This is a genomic window from Pontibacter chinhatensis, from assembly GCF_900113285.1.
Taxonomy (GTDB): domain Bacteria; phylum Bacteroidota; class Bacteroidia; order Cytophagales; family Hymenobacteraceae; genus Pontibacter; species Pontibacter chinhatensis.
Genome location: NZ_FOOT01000002.1, coordinates 191,001 through 214,707 on the forward strand (window position 1 = coordinate 191,001; position 23,707 = coordinate 214,707).

The window sequence follows — 23,707 nt, forward strand, 5'->3', positions numbered from 1 at the left end:
CTATGACAGCATTCGCTTCAGTCAATCAATCAAAGAAATGCCCTTGAAACTAAGCGACCGTTACCCAAAGCTGAAGGATGAGGCATTTGTGCGTTAGATGGTGGTAAAGTCGGTGCAGGGCTCTATGATACTGGAGAAGCTATACTCAGAGGTGAAGGATGAGCGGCAGCTTACGAAGGCTTAAGCTACGGCCTCAAAGATATGAGTGTCAATAACCTCCCCTAGACATTCCTATCTTTCCAATCTTAATTGAAAGGTAAGTGATTCATTCTCGACGCTCGTAAACAGGGCCTTGCTTTGTTCCAGCAATACGCCGTTAACGCCTACATCGTAGATCTCCTTATTCTCAAAAGGCAGGAAGTTCGTCAGCAGCCACTGCCCGGAGGCCTTGTCATAAACCTGCAGGCTAAGGGGGTGATCCTGCTTCAGACCATAGCTCACCCGCCCATACAGGAGGACAAGCCCGCTCCCCAGGTCTACCGCCTCGGTAGCATGGTAGCTGAGCAAGGAATTGGGTTGTTTTAGAGAACGCAGGTTGCCGGCATCATAGAGTTCTATCTGCGTGTCTGTTCCCCAATAGCTTCCTGCAGCCACCAGGATCTTATCCTCGGCTACTTTGAAGGCCGTGAAGTCCTTTCTCTTGGACTGCAGGGGACTTACCTCTTTCCAGGTGCCCGTGCTAAAGCTGTACAACTCACAGGACGCCGTAGGGTGGCCTTCCACATCCCTTGTCACACCTCCTATGACCAGGATATCACCGTTTGTGAGCTGGAAGGTCCTGTGTCCGGCCCTGGCTGTGTTCAAGGGCGCTATTTCTTTCCATATATCTTCATTCGGGTCATATAGTTCGCACTTATCTGAAAAGACAGCATTGCTCCTATATCCTCCCACTACCAGTACCCTGCCATCCTCCAGGGCCGTCATGGTGTGGCTCGTGTGCGGGTGCTTCATAGAGGCCCCTGGGGAGAAAGTGCCCGTCACAGGGTCATACAGTTCGGTGCTCTCAAAATGCTTGTCCCGGGCAGTGCCTCCGGTAACGAGTATCTTCCCGCTTTGAAGCAACAGGGCCCTGTGCCCCCTTCTCCCCTGTGCCAGTGCCGGGCCTGTCAGCCACTCACCGGTGGCCGGTATGAACTTCTCGGTGTAGATGGTGGACGGGTACTTTTCTCCTCCCACCATCACTACCTCCCCGTCCTGGGTTCTGCACAGCTGACTTTCATACCTGGCATTGCTGTAGTTGCCCTGTTTGGTTATTTCACCTATTACAAGCGATGGGATGTTGGTGTATTCAGACGTATCATCTTCGGAGAAACTTCTGATCCTGTACTGGATTACGCGGTACTTCTCTAGGTTATGATCCGTGAAACTATAAGAACTGACATAAGGGCTCACATCGGCGCCATCCAGGCGGAATATGACCTCGAAATCAGCACCGCCGACCTTTCTTTCAAGTTCAAAGGCTGTGGTGATGGTAGCCGTGGCCGACCATACGAGCTGGACCTGATCATTGTGAATCTTCATCTTACTGATCCAGTCTACGCTGGGCTGGTGGACCTGCAGTTTTTCAGCTTCGACCTCTTCTCCTTTCTCGCAGGCGAAAAGCGAAAAAGCGGCCATCAGGAAAAGTAGGGGTGTGTTTGTTTTCATATTCTATGTTTGAGAACAACAAAGAAAGTATGCAAATGAAGAGAACAAAGGCTAACCCCTGGGGTTCAGAGCCAGAGAACGGCACACCCAAGCAAATGGATCAGAAGTTCAACCACGAAAAGAATGAGATTATCCTCGATATTGAGTTCATGAAACAGGAGGTGGAAACCCTGCAGGATCCGCAGCAGATAAGACAGATGCTAAAGCAGCTTTCATATTAAGAGAGCCGTGACTGACCTTCGGGAGGAGACCGCTGATCGACTGTGCCATGGAGGGCAGGTAATGCTGTTAAGGCAGGGAGTTTAAAAGACCATCTGCTTGTGAAGAGAGGAGCTGGGTGCGTGCTTGCAGGCTCCCAATTACTCGGTAAGGATCACGGCGTTTTACCGCTTTAGGAATGGAGTTACGTTTTACAGGTGCAACAGGCCTGCAGCTGGACAACAGTTCTACAGCCTCTGTGAGGCATGACATTTATGGCGCCCATGTGCTGGGCACACACCTAGTGTGGCTCTAGACAACCAGATCAGGTGGAGGCTCTGAAGGGAAACCGCAGAAAGTCTATCTTTCAGGTGTTTGACCCTTCAGCATTCTTTCCAGCAATTCGTTCTTTTCCCGCTCGGCTTTTAGCAGCGCATCGTACAACTCCACGATTTTTTCGATAGGATTGAAGGTGTAATTGTTAAAGTTCCCAGAAGCGTTATCATGCAAAGTCTGCACATTAAACATTGCTCCCTCTTCCGGGAAGTTTTCAATTGCTTCGGGTGTCACGCCAAGAGCTTTGGCGATCTTCTCCAGCGTGGCTTTATCCATATCTTCTTCCTGTTCAATTCTGGAAATATTCTGCTGGGTAGTTCCCAGTTCACTGGCTAGAGAAGCCTGCTTCACTCCCAAAGCGGTTCTCATTCTTCTTACGTGGTCGCCCAGGTGTACGGGCCTTTTTCTAACTGCTGTTTCCATAGAAGTAATATACTAAAATAATCCTATTTAAGCAAGAAAACTTTCCTTGTATTTAACAATTGTAGAGCTTGTAAAATACAATTGAATTAGTGCTCCCGCTACCATAGGCAAGCAAAATATCGGCTAAAGATATAGCCTCTTCTTCATATAGCAAAACAACAGTCAATGGCTGCTTCTGCATGCACTGGTAGTTCATCTGCCAAGCAACTGCTGGTAGAGCCGGTAGCTCTCCTCATCAAAGCACACAAAAACCACCTGTTTTACGCTAGTCTCGTGCTCCTGCAAGTATAATTTCACAGTCTCCACCGCCACCATTGCGGCCTTATCCTTTGGATAGCCGTACACGCCCGTGCTGATGTTGGGGAAAGCAATGCTTTCCACATTATGTTCCTTAGCCAGTTTCAGGCAATTGCGGTAACAACTGGCCAGCAACTCAGGCTCCCCTTTCTGCCCTCCTTGCCAGACGGGTCCTACTGTATGGATCACATATTTTGCCGGTAGCCGGCCAGCCGTTGTGATCACGGCCTCACCAGTGGGGCAGCCTCCCTGACGGGCGCGTATCTGCCGGCACTCCTCCAGGATATCCGGGCCACCAGCACGATGGATGGCCCCATCCACGCCGCCCCCACCCAGGAGACTGTTGTTTGCTGCGTTCACAATGGCATCGACTGCTAATTTGGTAATGTCGCCTTTCTGTACCTCAATCACCGTTTTTCCCATATTTCATACATTTGTTCAGGTATAACCTCATGCTTTATCCTAACTCTAAAACTATTACTCCTCTATGCTTGTTGCAAGTATACAGTTTGCCTTTTAAGGAGGAGGATTTGTTCGTATCTTTGCAAGGCATACAATCAAAATTATGGCAATCACAAAAGAAGATATACTAAAAGCCCTTAGCTATGTGGAGGAGCCGGATCTGGGCAAAGACCTGGTGACGCTCAACATGATTGAGGACGTGCAGGTGGATGGCAAAAACGTGAGCTTCACGGTTATACTTACCACCCCAGCCTGCCCGCTCAAGGACCTAATCCGCAATGCCTGCGTGAATGCTGTTCATGCCATGGTAGACAAAGAGGCTAACGTAACCGTGAACATGACCTCGCGCGTAACCTCTGGCCGTGGCGATACCTCCGAAGTGCTGAACGGCGTGAAGAATATTATTGCCGTGGCCTCCGGTAAAGGCGGCGTGGGCAAGTCTACCGTTACCTCTAACCTAGCCATTGCCCTGGCGCAAAGCGGTGCCCGCGTAGGCCTCATCGACGCCGATATTTCCGGTCCGTCTATTCCTACGATGTTTGGTGCCGAGCAGGATCGCCCGCTTATGGTGCAGGGTGACCACGGCAAGAACTATATCCAGCCGGTAGAGAAGTATGGGGTTAAAATGATGTCCATCGGCTTCCTGACGCCTGCCGATGGCGCTGTGGTATGGAGAGGCCCGATGGCCAGTTCTGCGCTGCGTCAGTTTATCTCTGATGTGGAGTGGGGTGAGCTGGACTACCTGCTGCTGGACCTGCCTCCGGGAACATCTGACATTCACCTGACCATGGTGCAGGCCCTGCCGGTAACCGGCGCTGTGATCGTGACTACGCCGCAGAAAGTGGCCCTGGCTGATGCCGTACGTGGCCTGCAGATGTTCCGCCAACCGCAGATAAACGTACCAGTATTGGGCGTTGTGGAAAATATGGCGTATTTTACACCTGCTGAGCTTCCGGAGAACAAATACTATATCTTCGGGGAAGGCGGTGGCAAGGCACTTGCCGAGAAGTTTGACATCACGTTGCTGGGCCAGGTGCCAATTGTGCAGAGCATCCGTGAGAGCGGCGACGCCGGAACCCCGGTAGTAATGCAGAACGATTCTCCGGCCAGCGGTGTTTTCAAGGAGTTGGCTCAGGCCGTGGCCCAGCAGGTATCGGTACGCAACGCTACCCTGGCCAAGACTAAACCAGTAGAAATCAAAAGCTAAGAATATATGGCAGCCACAAACATAGATCAGGATTTCCTGCTTCGCATCGAATCGGCCCTCGACCAGATCCGGCCTTACCTGGAGGCTGACGGAGGAAACGTGAAGGTGCTGGAGGTTACAGACGAGATGGTGCTGCGCCTGGAGTTATTGGGCGCCTGCGGTACCTGTCCTATGTCCACCATGACGCTGAAGGCAGGCGTGGAGCAATCGGTACTCAGAGCGGTTCCTGAAATCAAGGCCGTGGAGGCCGTTAACGTGGCTCCTACCGAGCTGTAACGAGAGCAACGCATAATTTATTAAAGTATAATGAGGGGTGTGGCTGTAGCAGCAGTCACACCCCTTCTATTTTCAGCCACTACCCTTCTTTTATACTTTGCCGCCACCTCCTGCCCTGCGCCAAAGTATAAATATGCCTCAGCGCCACCTCTGTTACTGACAAGTATAAAATCGGCCGTTCCCATGCATACAGGTGGGCAAAAAAGCTATATTTGTACTATAGCTAACCAGAACTGACCTGCACATGATAAGAGCCAACGACCCTTCGCTGCATTCCTGGATTGAGATAGACGCTAAAAGTGATTTCCCTATTCAGAACCTGCCATTTGGCATTTTCCGTGCCCCCAACCGCGACCCGCGTGTAGGTGTGGCCATAGGCGAGTATATCCTGGACCTTTGTGAGCTGGGCCGCCGCGACTTCTTTGAGCTTATCGACCTGGACCCTAACGTGTTCCATCGCCCCTACCTCAATGACTTCATCGCTTTGGGTAAACCCATCTGGCGGGCTGTCCGCAACCGGGTTTCCGAGCTGCTACGCAACGACAATGACGAGATCAGCGGCAACAGCAACCTGATCCGTGCTGTGCTGGTAAAGCAAAGCGATGCCGAAATGCTGATGCCCGTAAAGGTTGGCAACTATACCGATTTCTACTCCAGCATCGAGCATGCCACCAACGTGGGCACCATGTTCCGAGACCCGAAGAATGCCCTGCTGCCAAACTGGAAGCACATCCCGATAGGCTACCATGGCCGTGCCTCTTCCATCGTTGTGTCGGGTACTGATATTTACCGTCCCAAAGGACAAACCAAGGCTCCGGATGCCGAAGCACCAACTTTTGGCCCTACCCGGCTATTGGACTTTGAGCTGGAGGTGGCTTTCATCACCGGCAGGGAAACCGAGCTTGGAGAAAGTATAAGCCCTAACGAAGCGGATGACTATATCTTCGGCCTGGTCCTGTTCAACGACTGGTCGGCCCGCGATATTCAAACCTGGGAGTATGTGCCGCTAGGACCTTTTCTGGCTAAAAGCTTTGCCTCGTCTGTCTCGCCATGGGTGGTCACGCTGGATGCTTTGGAGCCATTCCGGGTTAAAGGGCCGGTGCAGAACCCCAGGCCACTACCTTATCTGGAGTTTACGGGCAACCGCAACTACGATATTAAACTGGAGGTGCTGTTGCAGCCGGAAGGCGGTCAGGAAAACAGTATCTGCCACTCCAACTACCGGTACGTGTACTGGAACATGTACCAGCAACTGGCCCATCAGAGCAGCAACGGTTGCAACATCCAGGTAGGTGACATGTATGCCTCAGGCACGATCAGCGGCTCCGAGAAGGACTCCTACGGCTCTATGCTTGAGCTAACCTGGCGCGGCTCTAACCCCCTCATACTCTCTGACGGCACCGAGCGCAAATTCATCAACGATGGCGATACGGTTATCATGCGCGGACACGCCGAGCGAAACAGCATCCGCATCGGCTTCGGCGAGGTGAGAACAAAGGTGTTACCGGCTGTTTAACTAAAGTTATTAGATGTTAGTTAGAAGTTGCTAGAGGTTAATTTTACTTTTCATACTCTTTAACTTTCTAACTTTTTAACCTTCTAACTCTTTAAATCCTCAACTCTTAAACTCTCTAACTTCATGTTGACCATAAACCCACAGGAGGTTAAAACGGCGGAAGTACACGCGCTTTTGCTGGGTGCTATCGCCCCGCGCCCCATCGCTTTTGCCAGCACCACCGACCGGGAGGGAAACGTGAACCTAAGCCCGTTCAGCTTCTTCAACGTGTTTAGCGCCAAACCTCCTATACTGGTGTTTTCCCCTGCCCGCCGGGTGCGCGACAACACGGGCAAGCATACGTTTGAGAATGTGCTGGAAACAAAGGAGGTGGTCATCAACATCGCCAGCTTTGATATCGTGGAGCAAATGTCGCTAGCCAGCACCGAGTATGACCGCGGCATAAACGAGTTTATTAAATCTGGCCTCACCCCAGAACCTTCCTTTCTAGTACAGCCTCCGCGCGTGAAGGAAGCGCCTGTTGCATTCGAGTGCAAGGTAAACGAAGTGATTAGCTTAGGTCCTGAGGGAGGGGCTGGAAACCTTGTGATATGTGAAGTGCTCCTTATACATGTAAAGGAGGAGATCCTGGACGAAAACGATAAGATAGATCCTTTCAAGCTCGATGCCGTGGCCCGTATGGGTGGCGACTACTACCTGAGAGCCAACGGAGACTGCATCTTCAAGTTGCCGAAGCCGGTGCGCAACAAAGGCATCGGTTTTGATCAACTACCTGACTTTATCCGCAACAGCCCCATCCTTACAGGCAACAACCTGGCCCGCCTTGCTAACTCAGAAACCGTTCCTTCACTAGAGGAGGTCGAAAATATAAAGTCTGACCCGTTGGTAAGTTTTATCTCGAGCAAGTATAAAAGTGATAGAGACAGGCTTCGCCAGGAGTTGGAGTTATTAGGCAAGAAAATCCTAGAGGACAATCAGGTAGAGAAGGCTTGGAAGATACTGTTGTTAAGCGATAAAGAATAAAGCTGAGTCTATGATCCAATTGAGCTAAAGTCTGATCATTAATGTTCATGATCAGATGCACCCGCATCATATGATACATGTCACAACTACCTTAAAAAGAAAGAGGCCTGCTTGTTCAGACAGCAGGCCTCTTTCTTTTAGAAGGGAATTATTTTAGTTTATCTGTAAGTCCAGTTCTTCAAAGCGGGAGTTCTTGCTGATGTATTCCGGCACAATCTGTTTCATCTTCCGCACTACCTGCAGCTCGTCCTTCGTTTTATTAAGCTGGAAAAGTTCATCAATATCCGCTACCACTGCATCGTAAATGTAGTTGCGTACCTTGGATATTTTAATCTTTTCGTGGTGGGTAGGTATCGTTAACTCCTCCTCGTTAAGTAGCTCCTCATAGAGCTTCTCCCCTGGCCTGAGGCCTGTGAACGAAACCTTAATATCCACATCCGGAGTAAGACCAGCCAATCGAATCATTTTGTAGGCCAGATCCACAATCTTCACCGGCTCTCCCATATCAAAAATAAAGATTTCACCGCCATTACCCATGGTACCGGCCTCCAGCACCAGCTGCACTGCCTCCGGAATCGTCATGAAGTAGCGCGTGATATCAGGGTGCGTTACGGTAACTGGGCCGCCTTTTTCAATCTGCTGACGGAAGCGCGGAATAACAGAACCGTTTGAGCCAAGCACATTTCCAAAACGAGTAGTGATGAACTTGGTCTGCGTAACCTGTTTGTAAGGGTGCTTGTTCCCATTTACCTTACCATGGTGCAGGTTATTGAGCGACTGAATGTAAATCTCAGCAATACGCTTTGAAGTACCCATAATGTTAGTCGGGTTCACAGCCTTATCCGTAGAAATCATCACGAACTTCTCCACATCAAAGGTCAGCGACAGATCTGCCAGGTTTCTAGTTCCCAGCACATTGGTTAGGATAGCCTCACAAGGATTGTTCTCCATCATCGGCACATGCTTGTAGGCAGCCGCATGGTAGACAATGTCCGGGGTATACTCCTTAAACATAGAGTACATCCTGCTGGAGTTAGTGATATCCCCGATGAAGATGGCAACTTTACTTCCTGGGTACTTTTCCTCCATTTCAAGCTGCAACTCATGCAAAGGGGACTCGGCCTGGTCACAGATAATCAGAAGTTCTGGCTTATAGCCCATTACCTGCCTAACAATCTCAGAGCCTATGGAGCCCGCACCACCCGTTACCAGCACGCGTTTGCCGCGCAGATCCTTGCTGATGCGCTCGTTCTCTATCACGATTGGCGGACGCTGCAGCAGATCTTCGATTTTCAAATCCTTGATCTGATTCATGCTCAGCTGACCGGACATCCACTGCTCGGTTGGAGGAACGGTTAGGACCTTAATGCCCAGTTCCACACAGCGCTCCGCAAAACGCTTCTGAGTGGCTGATGTCAGATCTTCAGCAAATACCAATACCTTATCTACTCTCAGCTTTTCCTGCAGCCGCTCGATGTCATCAATGTGGTATACTTTTTTTTGGTGAATATGCTTATTCACCTTATTCGAGTTTTCGTCCAGGAAACCCAGGATAACAAAGCGTCCCATGCCACTTGTTTCCAGTGCCTGCTTCAGAAGTATGGCAAAGCCATTAGCACCATAGATCAGCACACGCTCCCGCTCCCCGGCATTGCTGTTCTTGAAGAAAATAAACAGGGCTTTGGCTCCCATCCTTACCAGCGTTAGCAAAGTAGACGAGATGAAGAAACAGATCAGCAATACCAGGTATATGTTTACCGAGTCTATTTTATGCACGGGAGCAACCCAGGCGCCTATAAGAATGGCGTAGGAAAGGCTGGCAATAAGCACAGCTGTAAAGATGCGATTGATATCGTATATGCTCGAATACCGGATAAGCCCAGTATGGATGCGCATAGTATAAAACGTGATCAGCGACACAAGCCCAAATAGCCCAATGTATACCAGGAAGTGCCCACGCATGATCTCCTCGAAGTGGAACTGCTTAATGACGAAGAAAGAAAGAGCGAAAGACCAGCTCATGATCAGCTGGTCAATTAAAAGCACTATCCACTTAGGAAGTGACTTGTTAATCAATATTTTCATATATATGATTATTACAGCATAGTCTTCTGCAGTAGGAACGCTGCATTAGACCGAAACTGTATTTTTCTGTAAAATCTACTCAATCAACACCACACAGATAAAACCCATAAATATAAATAACAATACCTACAAAGCATAGGGTATGCTAAATATTCAATACTTCACACGGCTGCCCGGGCTGTAATTCGATTGTATGAACGCAAAGTTTTGAGCTAAGTTGTATAACCTTTTCCTTACTATTTATAGCTATAAAATGGAAATTACACTGTAATAGTGCACTGCTAAATATTAGCAAAGCAAAATACATACTATCCTAAAAACTGTGCAAATATAGTATAAAGCCTGCACAGATGCTTCTTTCTTATCATTAATTTTGGATAAAATTTATGTCAGTCATTACTTCTTTTTTTAAGGATTATTGGAAACACCTACCGGAGTTTTGCACTGAAATTGAAGCACGAGATGTTTAACCTCTGCCTTAATCGCGCGTAAGCTAAAGCAAAGCATGTAAAACAAACAAACTATGTAGATATGGCAGACAAGAAAAATAAGACCGAAGAGACTAAACGTAACCTGGCCAGCAATGCAAATGCAAAGCTTAATCCGGAAGATTATTCAAACGAAGCGAACATTAAGGGAGGCGTAGATAAAGGAAAGGGAGGAACGAAAGCAACCGCCTCCCAGCAACAAGGACAAGGTGCCTGGAACAAGAAGAACAACGATGATAACCGCACCGGCACCAAGAGTGGCGGCGGAGGTAGTGGCCAAGGTGCCAACAATCCGACAGGAAAATAAGTTGATTCAGTAAAAAGGCGAAGGTTGAACCTATGAGGTTCAACCTTCGCCTTTTGGTTTATCAGTTGTTGCCTGTGTTATACTTTAGCTTCCTGGTACAAAGCTTTAATCTGCTTTACAACCCTATCCAGATCCTCTTGTGTAAGGTTTGAGCCGGAAGGAAGACAAAGCCCTAGCTCGAACAAGCGTTCGCTGGTGCCATCCCCGTAAAAAGGAGCATCAGCGAAAACAGGCTGCAGGTGCATGGGTTTCCAGAGCGGGCGCGTTTCGATGTTGTCCTTCTCCAGGTGCAGGCGGATTGTCTCTCTTGTGATTCCCTCCTGCTCATTTACCAGGATGGTACTCAACCATCTGTTGGAGTAATATTCACCGGTCGGCTCCTCTGCAAAAAGTATAGCCTCATTCTCAGCAAATGTTTCTTTATAGAACTCGTAATTGCTGCGGCGCTTTTCCACGCGCAATGGCAACACCTCCATCTGTCCACGGCCTATACCGGCGCATACATTGCTCATGCGGTAGTTGTAGCCGATGTGCGAGTGCTGGTAGTGCGGCGCAGCATCCCGGGCCTGCGTCGCCAGAAAGCGCGACTTTTTAATCCACTCTTCGTTCTTAGATACTAGCGCGCCACCACCGGAGGTCGTAATGATCTTGTTCCCGTTAAAGGAAAGTATACTTAGCGCACCGAAAGTACCAAGTTTCTGCCCTTTATAGGAGGAGCCAAGTGCTTCTGCCGCGTCCTCTATCACAGGAATTTCATACTTGTCGGCCACGGCCATAATGCGGTCCATCTGCGCAGGCATACCATAAAGATGTACCAGGATAATAGCCTTTGGCTTTTTGCCTTTAGCAATTCTGTCCTGAATTGCAGCTTCCAGATGCTCCGGCGACATATTCCAGGTCTGCTCCTCGCTGTCTACAAAAACGGGGGTAGCGCCTTGGTAAACTATAGGATTAGCCGAGGCTGAGAAGGTCATCGACTGGCAGATTACCTCATCACCCGCCTGCACACCAAGTATGATGAGTGCCAGGTGCAATGCAGCCGTTCCGGAGCTCAGGGCCGCCACGTGTACTCCTTCTCCCAGGTAAGCAGCCAGATCACGCTCAAAGCCATCTACATGCGGTCCAAGCGGGGCGATCCAGTTTGTTTCAAAAGCCTCCTGTACATACTTAAACTCCTGCTCGCCCATATGTGGCGAGGAGAGCCAGATTTTCTCGTTCATGTTAACAGTATTTTATAATCTTACCCGGGTTGCCAACTACAACAGCATTGTCCGGAACATCCCGTATCACCACAGCGCCAGCCCCGATCTTACACCATTTGCCAATCTTGATACCGGGAATTACTACAGCACCCGCACCTATCCAGGTTCCCTCTCCTACCGAGACGTTTCCGCAAAGTACGGCACCTGGCGACACATGTGCAAAATCTTCTACCACACATTCATGGTCTATTTTTGCCCCGGTGTTGAGGATGACATGTTTTCCAATCTTTGCTTCTGTCTGAATGATAGCTCCCTGCATCACTACAGTTCCCTCTCCTACTTCAGCGCTCGGGGATAAGATAGCGGTAGTGGAAATGGCCTGTCCATACTTTACCTGCAGTTGCTGTGCAATTCTGGCGCGGATGCTATTGTTCCCAATGCTGATAATAAGCGGCTCTTCCACATGCTGCTCCGGCCCCAACTTTCCAAGTACCTTTATACCACACAAGTCTTTCAGGTCCGGATTATCATCAAACAGACCAATTACCAAAACACCTGCTTCTTGCAGGATGTCTATGATGACTTTTGCATGTCCGCTGGCTCCGTAAAGATACATGGTAAGTTAGAGAGTTTGGGAGTTAGAGAGTTGAGAAGAAAGTCAAAGTATGATTTCTGCAATTCGATTGAAAGCAACGTTTAACAGGATTAATATTTTGTCCAGTAACTAAGGTTTTAATATGAACTAATCATAATGTGAGCTTCGAACTCAAATAATCAGACCAGCAAATAATCCTGTACAATCACCAAAATCAATTATCATTCCCCTGGAACTTAGGCATTGTGGCCACGCCCTCTGCACTGATTCCCTCTGATTTAAATATCTTAAAGATAGTCAGAAAGATAATCTTAAGGTCCAGCCAGGGCGTCATGTTATCCACATACCACACATCATACTGAAATTTCTGATTCCAACTGATGGCATTACGTCCATTAACCTGCGCCCAGCCTGTTATTCCCGGTCTTACCTGATGCCTTCGTTGCTGCTCTTCGTTATATAGGGGCAGGTATTCCACCAGCAAAGGGCGAGGTCCAATCAAGCTCATGTCTCCCTTGATTACGTTCAGCAGTTGTGGTATTTCATCCAAAGACGTCTTGCGCACAAATTTTCCTACTGACGTCAGGCGCACTTCATCTGGTAACAGATTGCCTTGTTCATCCTTCAGATCGTTCATCGTTTTATACTTGATCACCCGGAAGATCTTCCCATTTCTTCCTGGCCGTGGCTGCAGGAAGAAGGGTTTCCCTTGGTTAGCAAAGTATAGCAAGCCTGTTACTACCAGAAAAACCGGCAATAATATAGTAAAACCTATCAGGCTAAGTATAAAATCGAATAGCCGCTTTAAAAAATTACGGTAAAACCAGTTCATAAATCCTTAGCTGATCCCGAGGGAGGCAACTATGTTGTAAAGTTATTATGTCAGCAACCGATTATTCGGTTGCTGACGTTGAATCTAGTTGAGGAACTTGTTGAGCCACCCCGATGCCGTGGTAGGCGAATCCTTTGGCGGCCAGTTCTGCTCCGTCGTAGATGTTTCTTCCGTCGAAGACCACCTTCTCCTTCATCAGCTTGCCCACCACACTGAAGTTAGGGGAGCGGAACTCGGGCCACTCGGTCACCAAGAGCAGCGCGTCGGCGTCAATGAGGGCCTCGTACTCGTCCTTGCCGTACTCCACCCTGTCGCCGAGCGAGTGACGGGCCTCGGCCATGGCCACCGGGTCGTAGGCCTTCACCCTCGCGCCCGCCTCCAGCAGCCGCTCGATGATGACCAGCGAGGGAGCCTCGCGCATGTCGTCGGTCTTGGGCTTGAAGGAGAGGCCCCACACGGCAAAGGTCCTGCCAGCGAGGTCGCCGTTGAAGTGGGCCACGACCTTGTCGAAGAGCACCGACTTCTGCCGCTCGTTGACCTGCTCCACGGCCTGCAGCACCTGCATAGCGTAGCCGTTCTCAGAAGCTGTCTTGATAAGGGCTTTCACGTCCTTGGGAAAGCAAGAGCCGCCGTAGCCGATGCCCGGGTAGATGAACTTGTTGCCGATGCGGGCGTCACTTCCAATGCCGCGGCGCACCATGTTCACATCAGCGCCCATGATTTCGCACAGGTTGGCCACATCGTTCATGAAGCTGATTTTGGTGGCCAGCATGGCGTTGGCCGCGTACTTGGTCATTTCAGCCGAAGGGATGTCCATGAAGATGAGCGGGTGGCCGTTCATCAGGAAGGGCTTGTAGAGGCGGCTCATCACCTGCTCGGCCCGCTCGCTCTCCACGCCCACCACGATGCGGTCGGGCTTCAAAAAGTCGTCGATGGCGGCGCCCTCCTTCAGAAACTCGGGGTTGGAGGCCACGTCGAAGTCAATCTGCTCGCCCCTGGCCTCCAATTCCTCGGCGATGGCCTGGCGCACCTTCCGGGCCGTGCCCACGGGCACGGTGCTCTTGGTCACCACCACCGTGTAGCCCTTGAGCGAGCGGCCTATATGGCGGGCCACCGCGAGCACGTACTTCAGGTCGGCCGAGCCGTCCTCGCCCGGCGGGGTGCCCACGGCGATGAAGACGGCCTCGCAGCCGCAGCTCTCCACCACCTCCGACAGGTCAGTGGAGAAGCTAAGGCGGCCCTTCTGGGCGTTGCGCTCCACCATCTCCTCCAGCCCCGGCTCGTAGATGGGCAAAATGCCCTGCCGCAGGTTCTCTATCTTCCGCTCGTCAATGTCGATGCAGGTCACGTCGATGCCCACCTCGGCAAAGCACGTGCCCGTCACCAGGCCCACGTAGCCCGTGCCCACTACTGCTATTCTCATATGTTTGTTTGTTTTACCATTTCTGTTTGAAGCAAATAACCCTAGCAAAAGCGCCCTTCAAACAAACTTGTGTATAAATGATTAAATATTCTCTTCTAGGCCTCTGTTGTTGAGGGCTTCTTAACATTGAACAGTCCCTTCTTTTGGAGATGCTCCTGATACTCCTGGTAGAGTAATTCCCAGAAATGCTGCTGATCGTAGCGCTCTACTATCATGCGACGAGCATTCGCCTTTAGGTGCAAATATAATACTTTGTCTGTTAGCAGCCGCTCCATGGCCTCCAGCAGTTTCTGCTCGTTCTTTGGTGGGATGATCAGCCCATTTTCCCCCTCCACGATAATCTCGTTACAGCCATTTATGTCTGTTACAATACTAGGTAACTCAAAACAGCCCGCCTGCATTGGTACATTAGGAAACCCTTCTCTGTAGGATGGAAAAGCGAGTGCATGGCTCAGTGCCAGGTATGGACGCACCTCATTCTGGTATCCGACTGTCAGGATAGAAGCATTCTGCTCTATTTCCTGCAAAGTTTCTAAGGGCAGTGGATCCAAGTCTTGCTCCAGTGGTCCAACCAGCAATAATTTCAAATACTTGTGGCGGGTTTGCAGCGCTTTGAAGGCTGATACCAACTCACGAATACCTTTATCCTTTACCAGCCGGCCAATAAACAAAAAGACAAAGTCTTCCGGTTGTATTCCCACTTCCTGCCTGAGCTGTTGTACCTGGCTTTGCTCCAGCGCCTCTGTACTGAAGAACTGTGTATTGATGCCGTTACTACTTCCATTGCCGATCACCTTCACCTTTTCAGGACTGCAAAAGCCACTCTGAAGTATAAAATCTTTCAGTACTGTTGAGTTAGGGTATACTTTGGTAGCACAAGCATACGTCAGTTTTTCCACAGCGTTTAAGATTCTGCGCGTTACACCACTGGTTTCCATCAGTGGCAAGCCAGCTACTGTATGCAAACGCACTGGTACTCTTGCCAGCATACCGCCCAACATGCCAATAATGCCGGCTTTGGGTGTGTGTGAATGGACAATTTCTGGCTTGTGCTTTACACAGAGCCTATAAAACTGCCATAACGCTTTTAAGTCCTGGATAGGGGTAATTTTGCGTGTCATGGGCACCAGCACATGCTCACACTCCTGCTCCTCTACCACTGCTTTAGCTTCAGGTCCATTTGCAGATATCATCAGCGGCTCAAAACCTTTGGAACGCATGTAAGGTAGCTGCCCAGTGATGAGCTTCTGTAAAGAAAGGGGGACTGTAGTGATTCTGAAAAGCTTTGGCATATTACTTACTTTTCACCTGCTCATAAATAGGGTAAGGTGTAGGGTGTGTTATTGCTAAAATTAATTTTGACCCCAATTGGGATTTAACTCTTCTGAAAGAAGCAAAAAACATTTATATTTATGCTAAGATATTTACTTTATCTATCACCGTAAACCTAACGCGTACTACTCCAAATATACTCCTGAACTTCCTTCATTGTCATACTTACCATCCCATACTGTCGGTGAAGGTTACCAAAATGGTTAATGATTTCTAAAAGATCTTTTAAACTTTGTTCTGGAAATTCACCAAAATTATGCGGGTGCCACCACAAATGGTAGCATTCATTCCTTTTAGCAGCTTCCGACATTTCGTTCAGAATACGCTTCAGGCGAAGTCTGTTTAAAAGAGGCTTACTACCATTCACCGGCCTAAGAAATCTACTTGCTGGTATCGCCAAAGGCACTCCCTCTACATGTTGTAGCGATGATAGCGGGTATGAAGTTCTCTGCCCTAATGGTAGATATCCATCTCCAGTTCTAAATATCTTGTTCAACAGGTTTTCCCCAACCGTGTCTTTCCAAAACCAGTCTTTGGGATTTGACCTCACACTGGTGATTCCCTCCTCTAAACACACCTGCAGATAAACTTGGTTAAATTGATTACGCGGGAAAACTAGCGAAGCTGGAGCTGGAAATCCTTTCTTTATTGCAATCTTTTTGGCTGCTTTAAGGTCCGCTTTAAACTGCTCCAGAGTTTGTCCCTGCTCTTTACAATAGTAGTGGCAGTAAGTATGGGTGGCTAGTTCCTGATAGGGTGTAGTAGCTATTTGCATTACTAGCTCAGGGGCAAAGAAGTTAGTATCTAGTGTACTGTTTTGACCATATAGATCCTTAAGTCGGTAAGCTGAGAGATACTTATTTATATATGTTGGTTGCTGTGCCGGATTGTATTGCCGCCACTCCTGCCAGTCTCCGGCAAATAACATCCCCACTGTAGCCCAAGTTACGTGAATTTGCTCTTTTTTGAATATAGATAATAGCTTAGGAACTACCTGTAGTGTATTGTTAAAATACTCTAGCCTACCCTCTAAAGCTGTCTTATCAAAAATTCCCCAGTATAATTCAAAATCTAGGGAGATAGTAAATACAGGTATGTTTTGCATTATATTAAACGTAAACGTTTGGTTGGCATTGCAACTGAAGCTTTTCCTTCTTCCTTTAAACTCTTTTTTTTCTGTTGCTTATATTCTAAAAAGGCTAGGATTACAAAAAAGAAAAAATACATAACCATACTCTTCTGCCGAATCACAATGCCCAGGTTCGACATTACCATGGAGAGGGCTACTGAAGATGAGACAAAAGTTACTAGGCTCATTTTAACTAAGGACGTAGACTGTTTGATAAACGGAATAAAGTCTTTGTCCACCAGCTTCCACGTCAACAAAAGATAAAAGAGATTCTCAAACGATATATACAATCCCAGAACACCTGGTGCATCAAAAAAAAGAGGTCTGAACCAGAAAGTAAAGAGCTTAAGAGGAAGCGGATAACTTGTTATATCTAAACCAGAACCAGCACTACTTAGGCGCCCAGCTTGAACCTGAGATAAGTCTTGAAAACTTCCCAGAACATCTTCCTCATTTAGATTAGCAAAAACTAAAATACTTTCATACATTATTGCAAGCCCTCCAATAAATGCTACATATATGAGCACCTTTTGGTACATAGGCACTTTCTCACTGCCAGTAATGTACCCTGCCACTGCACCAACACCTAGGAAAAGGAACATGTGTGGGCGAATATGATAGACAATCAGAGCACCTACAAGTAATGAAAGCCATCTTCTCTGAGGAGCAGACAAAGCATAAGTGAACATAGCTATTCCTAAGAAAATCAGGGCTCCTTTGCCTAAAGAAGAAGTCCAAAAATGCATATTAGGGAGGAAAAGCAATAACATAAATAGGTCATACCCTTTATATCTTAAATCTACCCTAATATTTTCCTTAAAAAAGATATAAAAATACAAGAAACCTAAATAGCCGAACCAAGCAAAAAGTACCATTGCCATTTCATAACTAAACCCTAAAGTATTTACAAATGGATAAGCTATGAAATCTATAAAACGTGTACCTGTTTGGTAAATGCTTAACCAAGAAGGATAAGCAAAATCAGACTCTACTCGAGTATAGTATGCTTTAGAATCTGAATTATTAAAAGTCGCGTATAAATAGTAAACAAAAGTGAATAAAATATGCCACCAATAAAGATTATTTAGTAAATTAACTTTCAGAAAGGGAAAATACTTTTTCTTCGCCCTTATCAGAGGCTGATTAACTGCATAAAGAAGTAAAATAAGAAAAATAGCTCCCAGCATATTAAAAAAGCTCCATATCACCCAAGGAGTAGCCCCAACTCTCCTGTTTACTTAGTTCATTAAACATCTCTTCTTGTAGACTTACATTCCGCAATGTAACGATTGGCCCTTTGTCCAAGATAGGTAACCAACCCATATCTGGATACGCATTACTTGTCAATTGATAATGCTTGCCAGAAGCAGAGGTCAGAAAACAAGAAGAACTTATTTTCTTAAAAGAAGCAGTCAATGAGCTTTTCGCTTTTTCGTTAAAAGATTTATCATCAATTATTAGATCAACTACACGCATTTCTAAGCCAAATCTATGTGGTTTGATACGGTAGAATAACGCATAAGATTGATAATCAGAAAGGAAGTAGTAATCAAAAATAGGGTTCTCTAAGTAGCGCCACCTAATATAAGCAGGACTTAAAAGGGTCTGTACCCGCCCAATTGATAGAATTGGATTAGAGAACCTTGAAACTAGGCTTTCTAGCTTATGCCAATCTTGTGGAGGAGATTTCGGCATAGCTTTTCGTTTATATGCAAAAGGAGATACCTTCAATTTCAAAGCCATTCGCCCCATTTCGGTCCACCCCATTTTAAGGTAGCCAGGCTTGCTGCTCTCATTAGGTGTATTATAAACTAAGTTTATTCCAGCTTCTTCAGCATTAACTAGACCTTGTAAAGTCAGTTTCTTAAATATTCCTCTCCCTTGATAGTCTGGGTGAGTCGCTGTATCCACAGCTCGAACTGCTTGCAGTATCTGCCCTTTATATATCCATTGCCATCTCAGGAAAGCTCTTACACCAACTACTTGCCCACCTTCTTCGGCCACCAATACAGGCGAAGCTCCATGTGGATTTTCCACATGCTTCCATCTCCAAAGACGCTCAGACTTTTGTATCAGCCCCTCACCCAAAGATGATTTCAGTAGTTCTACAATCGCAGGAATATCCTCTATTGTTCCCTTTCTTATTAGCATAGTTTATATCTGTTCTCAATTTCCCTCTCTAGCATTCAACTTATTGGGAAGGGGTTAAATTTTTTACTGCTATTCGATCTGCTCACCGGCACTGTAAACTCTTAAACGCTTCTTCCCCCACGGTAGAAATCATTTATCTATTTAGCAATAACGGCAGTTTGTATTTATTACAATAGTATTTTCCTATATTATGAGAAGTGAAGGACCAATGTTATCTCCTATCAAAAAGGGAGTCAAATCTTTCTTGAAGTGATGGCGAAGAATATGAAAATATAGTCAGATTTCTTGGGAGTGCAGAGTAAGAACTAAACAAACTCTCCATTATCATTTTTTTAAATACAAATATAACTTTTCCAGACACTCTGCCATTTTATTTATGCTAAAATCAGCCTGCACCTTTGCACGGGCACCTAAAGCTAGAGCAGAACACTGGTCGGAGTTATTAAGCAACTGTACTCCAAATTCAACTAGTTTATCATAGTTATCTACTTCGCAGATCAGGCCACTACTTCCATTTACTACTACTTCACCTACTCCCCCGGCCTTGGTACTAATTATCGCGCAGGAGCAGCTCATAGCTTCTAGTAAGGCGATAGGCAATCCTTCAAAAACAGATGACATCATATAGATATCCATAGCACTGAAGTATGGTTTTACATCCGTTTTTAGACCTGTCATATGCAGACGCTCTTCTAGCCCCAAAGATTTTCTCTTTTCCATTAATTCCTTTTTGAGGGGGCCATCGCCAACAATGATAAAATGGGCCTCAGGCGTCATTTTCAAAATTTCTGCCGCTATTTCCATCCACAAGTCTAGTCGCTTTTGGAACCTAAAAACTGAAACAGTACCTATCACAGGAGCACTAGCAGGTATACCCAATTCATGCTTTATCCTTAAGCCTGCTTGCTCATCTCGCAAAAAATGGGAAGTATTAACCCCATTTAAAATATTAAGTAGGTATGGATGATTGCTAGACCTATCGATTGTACCTTGTCTACTTACATTATTCAAATCAAGGCTACAAAAGGTAGTACTGGCGTTTTTCCGAATTGATTGTTGCACATCATCTGACACGGCCACAGCAGCATCTTGCCAGCTAAAAGTAATTTTGTTTATCCAATATGTTATTTTATTATATCGCTCCCATTTATTATGCTCAGTATAAACTATTGGTACACCTGTTATCTTTCCAACAACTCGAGCAATTACACCAGCCCAAGGAAGATGACTATGAATAACATCTATTTTGTTCTCCTTTACATAACGGCTAATATCTTTAACCCGCTGAAACATCTGAAGGTTATTGCTAGCATTAAAGCAAATTACTGTAGATCCTAAAGCTTGAATGGCAGGAACCATGTCATCTTTCCAAGGAAGAAAATAAGCAAAATGGAAGTCAAACCGCTGTCTATCATGCACCTTTAAGGTCTCTGGCAAGAGCATTTCAGCTCCGCCTCTCCCAAGCGATTTAATTAGATGAAGAATTTTGATTTTATTACTTGACACGAGGTATTAGAATTCTACTTAAAACCCACCCTCTATACTTTCAAGTTGATTTAGAGGGTCGAACGATAATAAATCAAGACAAATTATTTCCTGCGATAACTCGCTCGTATACTTTCTTGAACTTAATTGATATTTGAGTATTCATATACTCCTCAGTAATTAATCTGTGTGCATTAGCAGTTTTTAGACTAACACCTACACCACCTGCCAAAACTTCAGTTACAGCCTTAATAAATTCCACCAAGTTATCCTTCTCAATTAGCCATCCAGTATCCTTATTTACAACTTCACTTATCCCCCCCACATTATTAGCAATAACAGGAGTTTGGCAATACATAGCCTCTAGAATAACTCCTGGAAGTCCTTCGATTAAACTCGGCATGATAAACGCTGTAGCGTGTTTCACTACCTGCAATACATCATTACGGTAGCCGGCAAATAGTATTCTTTCTTTATTTGGTAGTTCTGCGACCTTCCTTTCCAACTCTGCGCGCAGGTGGCCGTCCCCAATAATGATCAGAAAGATTGAAGGATCATTTTGTGCAACAGCTTCAAAGATTTTTAGCAGGGCATCATGATTCTTCTCTGGAACTAGGCTTCCAATATTTACAAGTACTCTGTAGTTATCAAAAACCTCTCGAAGATCTGCTGGTGGCTCTGAAGGAATTTCCAGATTCTCAACTCCAATTGGTATAGTTTTGATTTTTGAAGCAGGAAATTTGAAGGTCTCGACAAAATCTTTTTCACATAAATGGCTTACGGATACGACAGCATCAACGTATTTCACAAAAAAGCTATTCAATAAGTACTTAGGTTTTGAATTTATAAAATCTCCCATCTTATTTGCGTTTCTAAAAACAACGGGAGTATTCCACTTATAAAAAAGTTTGCTAAGTATAGCAAACTTTAATGTATCTCCAGCATTCGCCTGAATTAAGTCTGGCTTCTCAGTTTTGATAATATACGCTAATCTTCGCCACGCATTAAAGTCCCAAAGCCTCTTAGCCAAAGGTCTATCTAAATGAGTAATCTTACCCTTAAAGGGTAGCTCTGAGGGTCCACTAAAAATCGAAACTAAGTGTACATTTAAACCAGCATCCTCCAAGTGGTTAGAAAGTTGAGATGCAAATATTTCTGCTCCCCTAAGTTGAGGCTTCTGTACAAGTTGAATTACCTTCATTCAATATAATTTCTATATATGGCTGCATGTTGTTTTGCAATCTGATCAATATCATACTTTTGTTCAGCAATCATTCTAGCCTTTTGGGCCATTTCCTTCATTTTGTCAGTATTAGCAATAGAGAATACTAATGCTTCTTCCAAGGAAACGACATCTTTTACCTTAAAAAGGTATGCTGTATCTAGGTGATTTATAGCCTCTTTATTCATAGGTATATCAGAGGCGAGAATCGGTGCACCACCTAACATAGCTTCAACTAAAGCTCCACTGAACCCCTCATAATATGAAGGGAAGACAAATACATCACATTCCGCAAGAAGTTCTGGGACATTTTTCACATTCCCTAACAACTTAATTTTATGTCCAATATTTAACCTCTTAATTAGTGCTTCTAAATGTGCTCTATATTTTCCTTCTCCAGCTATTGATAACTTAGTATTAGGGTAAATCTTGTTGAAGTTTGCAAAAGCTTCTATCAGCTCAGCTTGACCTTTCCGTTTCAGAAGTCTCCCAACATTTAAAAAATGAGTTTCTTCATTTGTAAATCTGTTAGCTATTTTGAAATTAAAGTTTGATACTTTTCTTCCTCTATAAATAACATCGATTTTGGAATTGTCAATCAGTAATCTTTGAGAATTACTAATTTTTATACTTTCAGAATTTGCTAAAAACCTATAACAGTATCTAGCTGTCCACCTATTTAATATCCAGAAGAGGCCCACCTTTAACTTCATGGAAAATGAAAGATCCTCTAGCTCATGACTGGAATAGGTATCATTTACAAAGGTGCCAATGTTCTTTATTCCTAATTGGTGACAAGCAACTCTGGTAATAATATCAGCTCTAAATAATGTCGATACTACTAGATTTGGATTTTCTATAATGCATAAACTTTTAAAGAGATTAATTGCTTTACCAAAATCATATTTATTATTGATGGCAAAGTTGATATTTCTTAATCCAAGTTTATCACATTCATTTTTAAGTTCTAGATTATTGTAGAAAGAAACAATGAGAGGTTCTATGTCATTTGGAAGTCTTGAAGCTATATCTAGTGTACTCTTCTCAGCTCCTCCTGTCTGTAAAGTATCAATGGCAAAAATAATCTTCACTTATTTTGAATGTTTTAGGTGCAACCTCTTTGCTAATTCTTTTCCAAGCAGAAAATAAGATAACAAAACAAGCCAAATTTTAGGATTAAATGGTTCAACTTTTAGTAATTTAAAAAAATATTTTAATGCACTGCTTCTACATCCAGCAGCTAAATTGTACCACATCCCTTTATAATTATATTTAAATCTAAGGCTTTTATAATTTTCAATTTTGTGGCCATGTTTTGATATTATTTTTTCATAAGCTTTCGCATTTTTCTCATAACTTAATGATAAACGATCTTCTGCTTCTTGATGAATAGTTATAAGACAATCAGGTACCACATCAAAGGAATATGACTGTGAAACCCTCAAAAAAAAGTCTGTGTCTTCAGCTGCTTTTAATTCCTCGTCAAAATAAAATTTGCTTCTATGAAATACTTCACTTTTAAATGTTAGGCCACAGCCTATACCAATATGTAAGCCATGTAAAAAAGTTATATATGGGCTTTCTATAATTTGTGGCCTCCATATTTCTTCTTTAATACTTAGCTCTCCATGCTCATTTTTAACTCGTCTACATCCTGTCCAAACAAAACCACAATCAGGAGACGAATTCTCTATTTTTGCTAATGATTTCTCGACAAATTGAGGCTCTAGTACATCATCACTATCTAAAAAAGAGATATAACTTCCCCTTGCTAGTCGAATTCCATTATTTCTTGCTGTTGCGGCACCGCTGTTTTTTTTAAGCCTATAGTATACTATTCTTTTGTCGGCAAATCCTTTAACTATTTCCTGTGTTGCGTCGGTAGAACAGTCATCAATGACTATAACCTCAAGGGTTTTATATGTCTGTTCATGCACACTTTGCAAGGCTCTTTCAATGACTGCAGCTCTGTTATATACAGGAATTATAATACTTACCAATGGTTCTTCAAGCTGCATAATGCAATATATAAATTGGGGATTATCATTAAATTTATTTACAACAGCTATAT

General features: G+C 45.3%; 23 protein-coding genes. 6 read left to right on the forward strand and 17 right to left on the reverse strand.

All coding sequences use genetic code 11. The annotated features are described in order from the left end of the window. Positions 1–231 precede the first annotated feature (231 nt). Positions 232–1,647, reverse strand: coding sequence for a Kelch repeat-containing protein (locus BM040_RS06140; protein ID WP_092099636.1), 1,416 nt, complete (start codon positions 1,645–1,647; stop codon positions 232–234). A gap of 35 nt (positions 1,648–1,682) precedes the next feature. On the opposite strand from BM040_RS06140, the gene BM040_RS06145 reads away from it, so the two are divergent. Beyond that, positions 1,683–1,868 carry a hypothetical protein gene (locus BM040_RS06145; protein WP_139217776.1) on the forward strand — a complete coding sequence of 62 codons (186 nt, stop codon included), beginning with the start codon at positions 1,683–1,685 and terminating at the stop codon, positions 1,866–1,868. 337 nt (positions 1,869–2,205) lie between these two features. Here BM040_RS06145 and BM040_RS06150 read toward each other — a convergent pair whose 3' ends face one another. Further along, a complete protein-coding gene (locus tag BM040_RS06150; RefSeq protein ID WP_092099638.1) occupies positions 2,206–2,604 on the reverse strand; it encodes a helix-turn-helix domain-containing protein in 399 nt (132 codons plus the stop codon). Positions 2,605–2,796: 192 nt separating this feature from the next. Then, the gene (locus BM040_RS06155) at positions 2,797–3,324 is read right to left on the reverse strand and encodes an O-acetyl-ADP-ribose deacetylase (protein ID WP_092099639.1); all 528 of its coding nucleotides are present in this window, start codon (positions 3,322–3,324) and stop codon (positions 2,797–2,799) included. A gap of 142 nt (positions 3,325–3,466) precedes the next feature. Here BM040_RS06155 and BM040_RS06160 point away from each other — a divergent pair, with 142 nt between their 5' ends. Both BM040_RS06160 and BM040_RS06165 read left to right on the forward strand, forming a co-directional pair. After that, positions 3,467–4,570, forward strand: coding sequence for an Mrp/NBP35 family ATP-binding protein (locus BM040_RS06160; protein WP_092099640.1), 1,104 nt, complete (start codon positions 3,467–3,469; stop codon positions 4,568–4,570). Positions 4,571–4,576: 6 nt separating this feature from the next. Continuing rightward, positions 4,577–4,846 carry a NifU family protein gene (locus BM040_RS06165; protein WP_092099641.1) on the forward strand — a complete coding sequence of 90 codons (270 nt, stop codon included), beginning with the start codon at positions 4,577–4,579 and terminating at the stop codon, positions 4,844–4,846. A 20-nt stretch (positions 4,847–4,866) separates the two neighbouring features. On the opposite strand, the gene BM040_RS21685 is transcribed toward BM040_RS06165, so the two are convergent. Next, positions 4,867–5,031 carry a hypothetical protein gene (locus tag BM040_RS21685; RefSeq protein ID WP_175490997.1) on the reverse strand — a complete coding sequence of 55 codons (165 nt, stop codon included), beginning with the start codon at positions 5,029–5,031 and terminating at the stop codon, positions 4,867–4,869. A gap of 59 nt (positions 5,032–5,090) precedes the next feature. Between BM040_RS21685 and fahA the strand changes: the two genes are divergently transcribed. Beyond that, a complete protein-coding gene (gene fahA / locus BM040_RS06170; protein ID WP_175490998.1) occupies positions 5,091–6,362 on the forward strand; it encodes a fumarylacetoacetase in 1,272 nt (423 codons plus the stop codon). 123 nt (positions 6,363–6,485) lie between these two features. Then, positions 6,486–7,385 carry a flavin reductase family protein gene (locus BM040_RS06175; protein WP_092099642.1) on the forward strand — a complete coding sequence of 300 codons (900 nt, stop codon included), beginning with the start codon at positions 6,486–6,488 and terminating at the stop codon, positions 7,383–7,385. A gap of 153 nt (positions 7,386–7,538) precedes the next feature. Here the strand turns inward: BM040_RS06175 and BM040_RS06180 are convergent, their stop codons facing one another. Beyond that, positions 7,539–9,470, reverse strand: coding sequence for a polysaccharide biosynthesis protein (locus tag BM040_RS06180; protein ID WP_092099643.1), 1,932 nt, complete (start codon positions 9,468–9,470; stop codon positions 7,539–7,541). 531 nt (positions 9,471–10,001) lie between these two features. Between BM040_RS06180 and BM040_RS06185 the strand changes: the two genes are divergently transcribed. After that, positions 10,002–10,265, forward strand: a complete 264-nt coding sequence (locus BM040_RS06185) for a hypothetical protein (RefSeq protein WP_092099644.1) — start codon at positions 10,002–10,004, stop codon at positions 10,263–10,265. Between the two features lie 77 nt (positions 10,266–10,342). On the opposite strand, the gene BM040_RS06190 is transcribed toward BM040_RS06185, so the two are convergent. From BM040_RS06190 to BM040_RS06245, 12 genes are all read right to left on the reverse strand, one after another. Continuing rightward, on the reverse strand, positions 10,343–11,485 hold the full coding sequence (locus tag BM040_RS06190) for a DegT/DnrJ/EryC1/StrS family aminotransferase (protein ID WP_092099645.1): 1,143 nt from the start codon (positions 11,483–11,485) through the stop codon (positions 10,343–10,345). Position 11,486: 1 nt separating this feature from the next. Next, positions 11,487–12,083, reverse strand: coding sequence for an acetyltransferase (locus BM040_RS06195; RefSeq protein ID WP_092099646.1), 597 nt, complete (start codon positions 12,081–12,083; stop codon positions 11,487–11,489). Between the two features lie 193 nt (positions 12,084–12,276). Further along, positions 12,277–12,894: a sugar transferase gene (locus BM040_RS06200; protein WP_092099647.1), complete on the reverse strand. Its 618-nt coding sequence runs from the start codon at positions 12,892–12,894 to the stop codon at positions 12,277–12,279. Between the two features lie 61 nt (positions 12,895–12,955). Then, positions 12,956–14,317 carry a UDP-glucose dehydrogenase family protein gene (locus tag BM040_RS06205; RefSeq protein WP_092099648.1) on the reverse strand — a complete coding sequence of 454 codons (1,362 nt, stop codon included), beginning with the start codon at positions 14,315–14,317 and terminating at the stop codon, positions 12,956–12,958. A gap of 95 nt (positions 14,318–14,412) precedes the next feature. Next, positions 14,413–15,609, reverse strand: coding sequence for a glycosyltransferase family 4 protein (locus BM040_RS06210; protein ID WP_092099649.1), 1,197 nt, complete (start codon positions 15,607–15,609; stop codon positions 14,413–14,415). Positions 15,610–15,764: 155 nt separating this feature from the next. Further along, positions 15,765–16,754 carry a polysaccharide deacetylase family protein gene (locus BM040_RS06215; protein WP_175490999.1) on the reverse strand — a complete coding sequence of 330 codons (990 nt, stop codon included), beginning with the start codon at positions 16,752–16,754 and terminating at the stop codon, positions 15,765–15,767. After that, positions 16,754–17,965 (reverse strand): hypothetical protein, encoded by a 1,212-nt coding sequence (locus BM040_RS06220; protein ID WP_175491000.1) that lies wholly within the window; start codon positions 17,963–17,965, stop codon positions 16,754–16,756. The genes BM040_RS06215 and BM040_RS06220 overlap by 1 nt, the downstream gene beginning before the upstream one ends. A gap of 1 nt (position 17,966) precedes the next feature. Beyond that, complete coding sequence (locus BM040_RS06225) at positions 17,967–18,929, reverse strand: GNAT family N-acetyltransferase (RefSeq protein WP_092099651.1); 963 nt, start codon at positions 18,927–18,929, stop codon at positions 17,967–17,969. A 324-nt stretch (positions 18,930–19,253) separates the two neighbouring features. Continuing rightward, on the reverse strand, positions 19,254–20,435 hold the full coding sequence (locus tag BM040_RS06230) for a glycosyltransferase (protein WP_245756119.1): 1,182 nt from the start codon (positions 20,433–20,435) through the stop codon (positions 19,254–19,256). Between the two features lie 73 nt (positions 20,436–20,508). Next, positions 20,509–21,615 carry a glycosyltransferase gene (locus tag BM040_RS06235; protein WP_092099652.1) on the reverse strand — a complete coding sequence of 369 codons (1,107 nt, stop codon included), beginning with the start codon at positions 21,613–21,615 and terminating at the stop codon, positions 20,509–20,511. Continuing rightward, on the reverse strand, positions 21,612–22,727 hold the full coding sequence (locus BM040_RS06240) for a glycosyltransferase family 4 protein (protein ID WP_092099653.1): 1,116 nt from the start codon (positions 22,725–22,727) through the stop codon (positions 21,612–21,614). The genes BM040_RS06235 and BM040_RS06240 overlap by 4 nt, the downstream gene beginning before the upstream one ends. Continuing rightward, positions 22,728–23,654 carry a glycosyltransferase family 2 protein gene (locus tag BM040_RS06245; protein ID WP_092099654.1) on the reverse strand — a complete coding sequence of 309 codons (927 nt, stop codon included), beginning with the start codon at positions 23,652–23,654 and terminating at the stop codon, positions 22,728–22,730. Positions 23,655–23,707 lie beyond the last annotated feature (53 nt).

Coding starts and splice junctions, on each gene's coding strand:
- BM040_RS06140 (WP_092099636.1), bottom strand. CDS start 1,647: ATGAAAACAAACACACCCCTACTTTTCCTGATGGCCGCTTTTTCGCTT.
- BM040_RS06145 (WP_139217776.1), top strand. CDS start 1,683: ATGAAGAGAACAAAGGCTAACCCCTGGGGTTCAGAGCCAGAGAACGGC.
- BM040_RS06150 (WP_092099638.1), bottom strand. CDS start 2,604: ATGGAAACAGCAGTTAGAAAAAGGCCCGTACACCTGGGCGACCACGTA.
- BM040_RS06155 (WP_092099639.1), bottom strand. CDS start 3,324: ATGGGAAAAACGGTGATTGAGGTACAGAAAGGCGACATTACCAAATTA.
- BM040_RS06160 (WP_092099640.1), top strand. CDS start 3,467: ATGGCAATCACAAAAGAAGATATACTAAAAGCCCTTAGCTATGTGGAG.
- BM040_RS06165 (WP_092099641.1), top strand. CDS start 4,577: ATGGCAGCCACAAACATAGATCAGGATTTCCTGCTTCGCATCGAATCG.
- BM040_RS21685 (WP_175490997.1), bottom strand. CDS start 5,031: ATGGGAACGGCCGATTTTATACTTGTCAGTAACAGAGGTGGCGCTGAG.
- fahA (WP_175490998.1), top strand. CDS start 5,091: ATGATAAGAGCCAACGACCCTTCGCTGCATTCCTGGATTGAGATAGAC.
- BM040_RS06175 (WP_092099642.1), top strand. CDS start 6,486: ATGTTGACCATAAACCCACAGGAGGTTAAAACGGCGGAAGTACACGCG.
- BM040_RS06180 (WP_092099643.1), bottom strand. CDS start 9,470: ATGAAAATATTGATTAACAAGTCACTTCCTAAGTGGATAGTGCTTTTA.
- BM040_RS06185 (WP_092099644.1), top strand. CDS start 10,002: ATGGCAGACAAGAAAAATAAGACCGAAGAGACTAAACGTAACCTGGCC.
- BM040_RS06190 (WP_092099645.1), bottom strand. CDS start 11,485: ATGAACGAGAAAATCTGGCTCTCCTCGCCACATATGGGCGAGCAGGAG.
- BM040_RS06195 (WP_092099646.1), bottom strand. CDS start 12,083: ATGTATCTTTACGGAGCCAGCGGACATGCAAAAGTCATCATAGACATC.
- BM040_RS06200 (WP_092099647.1), bottom strand. CDS start 12,894: ATGAACTGGTTTTACCGTAATTTTTTAAAGCGGCTATTCGATTTTATA.
- BM040_RS06205 (WP_092099648.1), bottom strand. CDS start 14,317: ATGAGAATAGCAGTAGTGGGCACGGGCTACGTGGGCCTGGTGACGGGC.
- BM040_RS06210 (WP_092099649.1), bottom strand. CDS start 15,609: ATGCCAAAGCTTTTCAGAATCACTACAGTCCCCCTTTCTTTACAGAAG.
- BM040_RS06215 (WP_175490999.1), bottom strand. CDS start 16,754: ATGCAAAACATACCTGTATTTACTATCTCCCTAGATTTTGAATTATAC.
- BM040_RS06220 (WP_175491000.1), bottom strand. CDS start 17,965: ATGCTGGGAGCTATTTTTCTTATTTTACTTCTTTATGCAGTTAATCAG.
- BM040_RS06225 (WP_092099651.1), bottom strand. CDS start 18,929: ATGCTAATAAGAAAGGGAACAATAGAGGATATTCCTGCGATTGTAGAA.
- BM040_RS06235 (WP_092099652.1), bottom strand. CDS start 21,615: ATGAAGGTAATTCAACTTGTACAGAAGCCTCAACTTAGGGGAGCAGAA.
- BM040_RS06245 (WP_092099654.1), bottom strand. CDS start 23,654: ATGCAGCTTGAAGAACCATTGGTAAGTATTATAATTCCTGTATATAAC.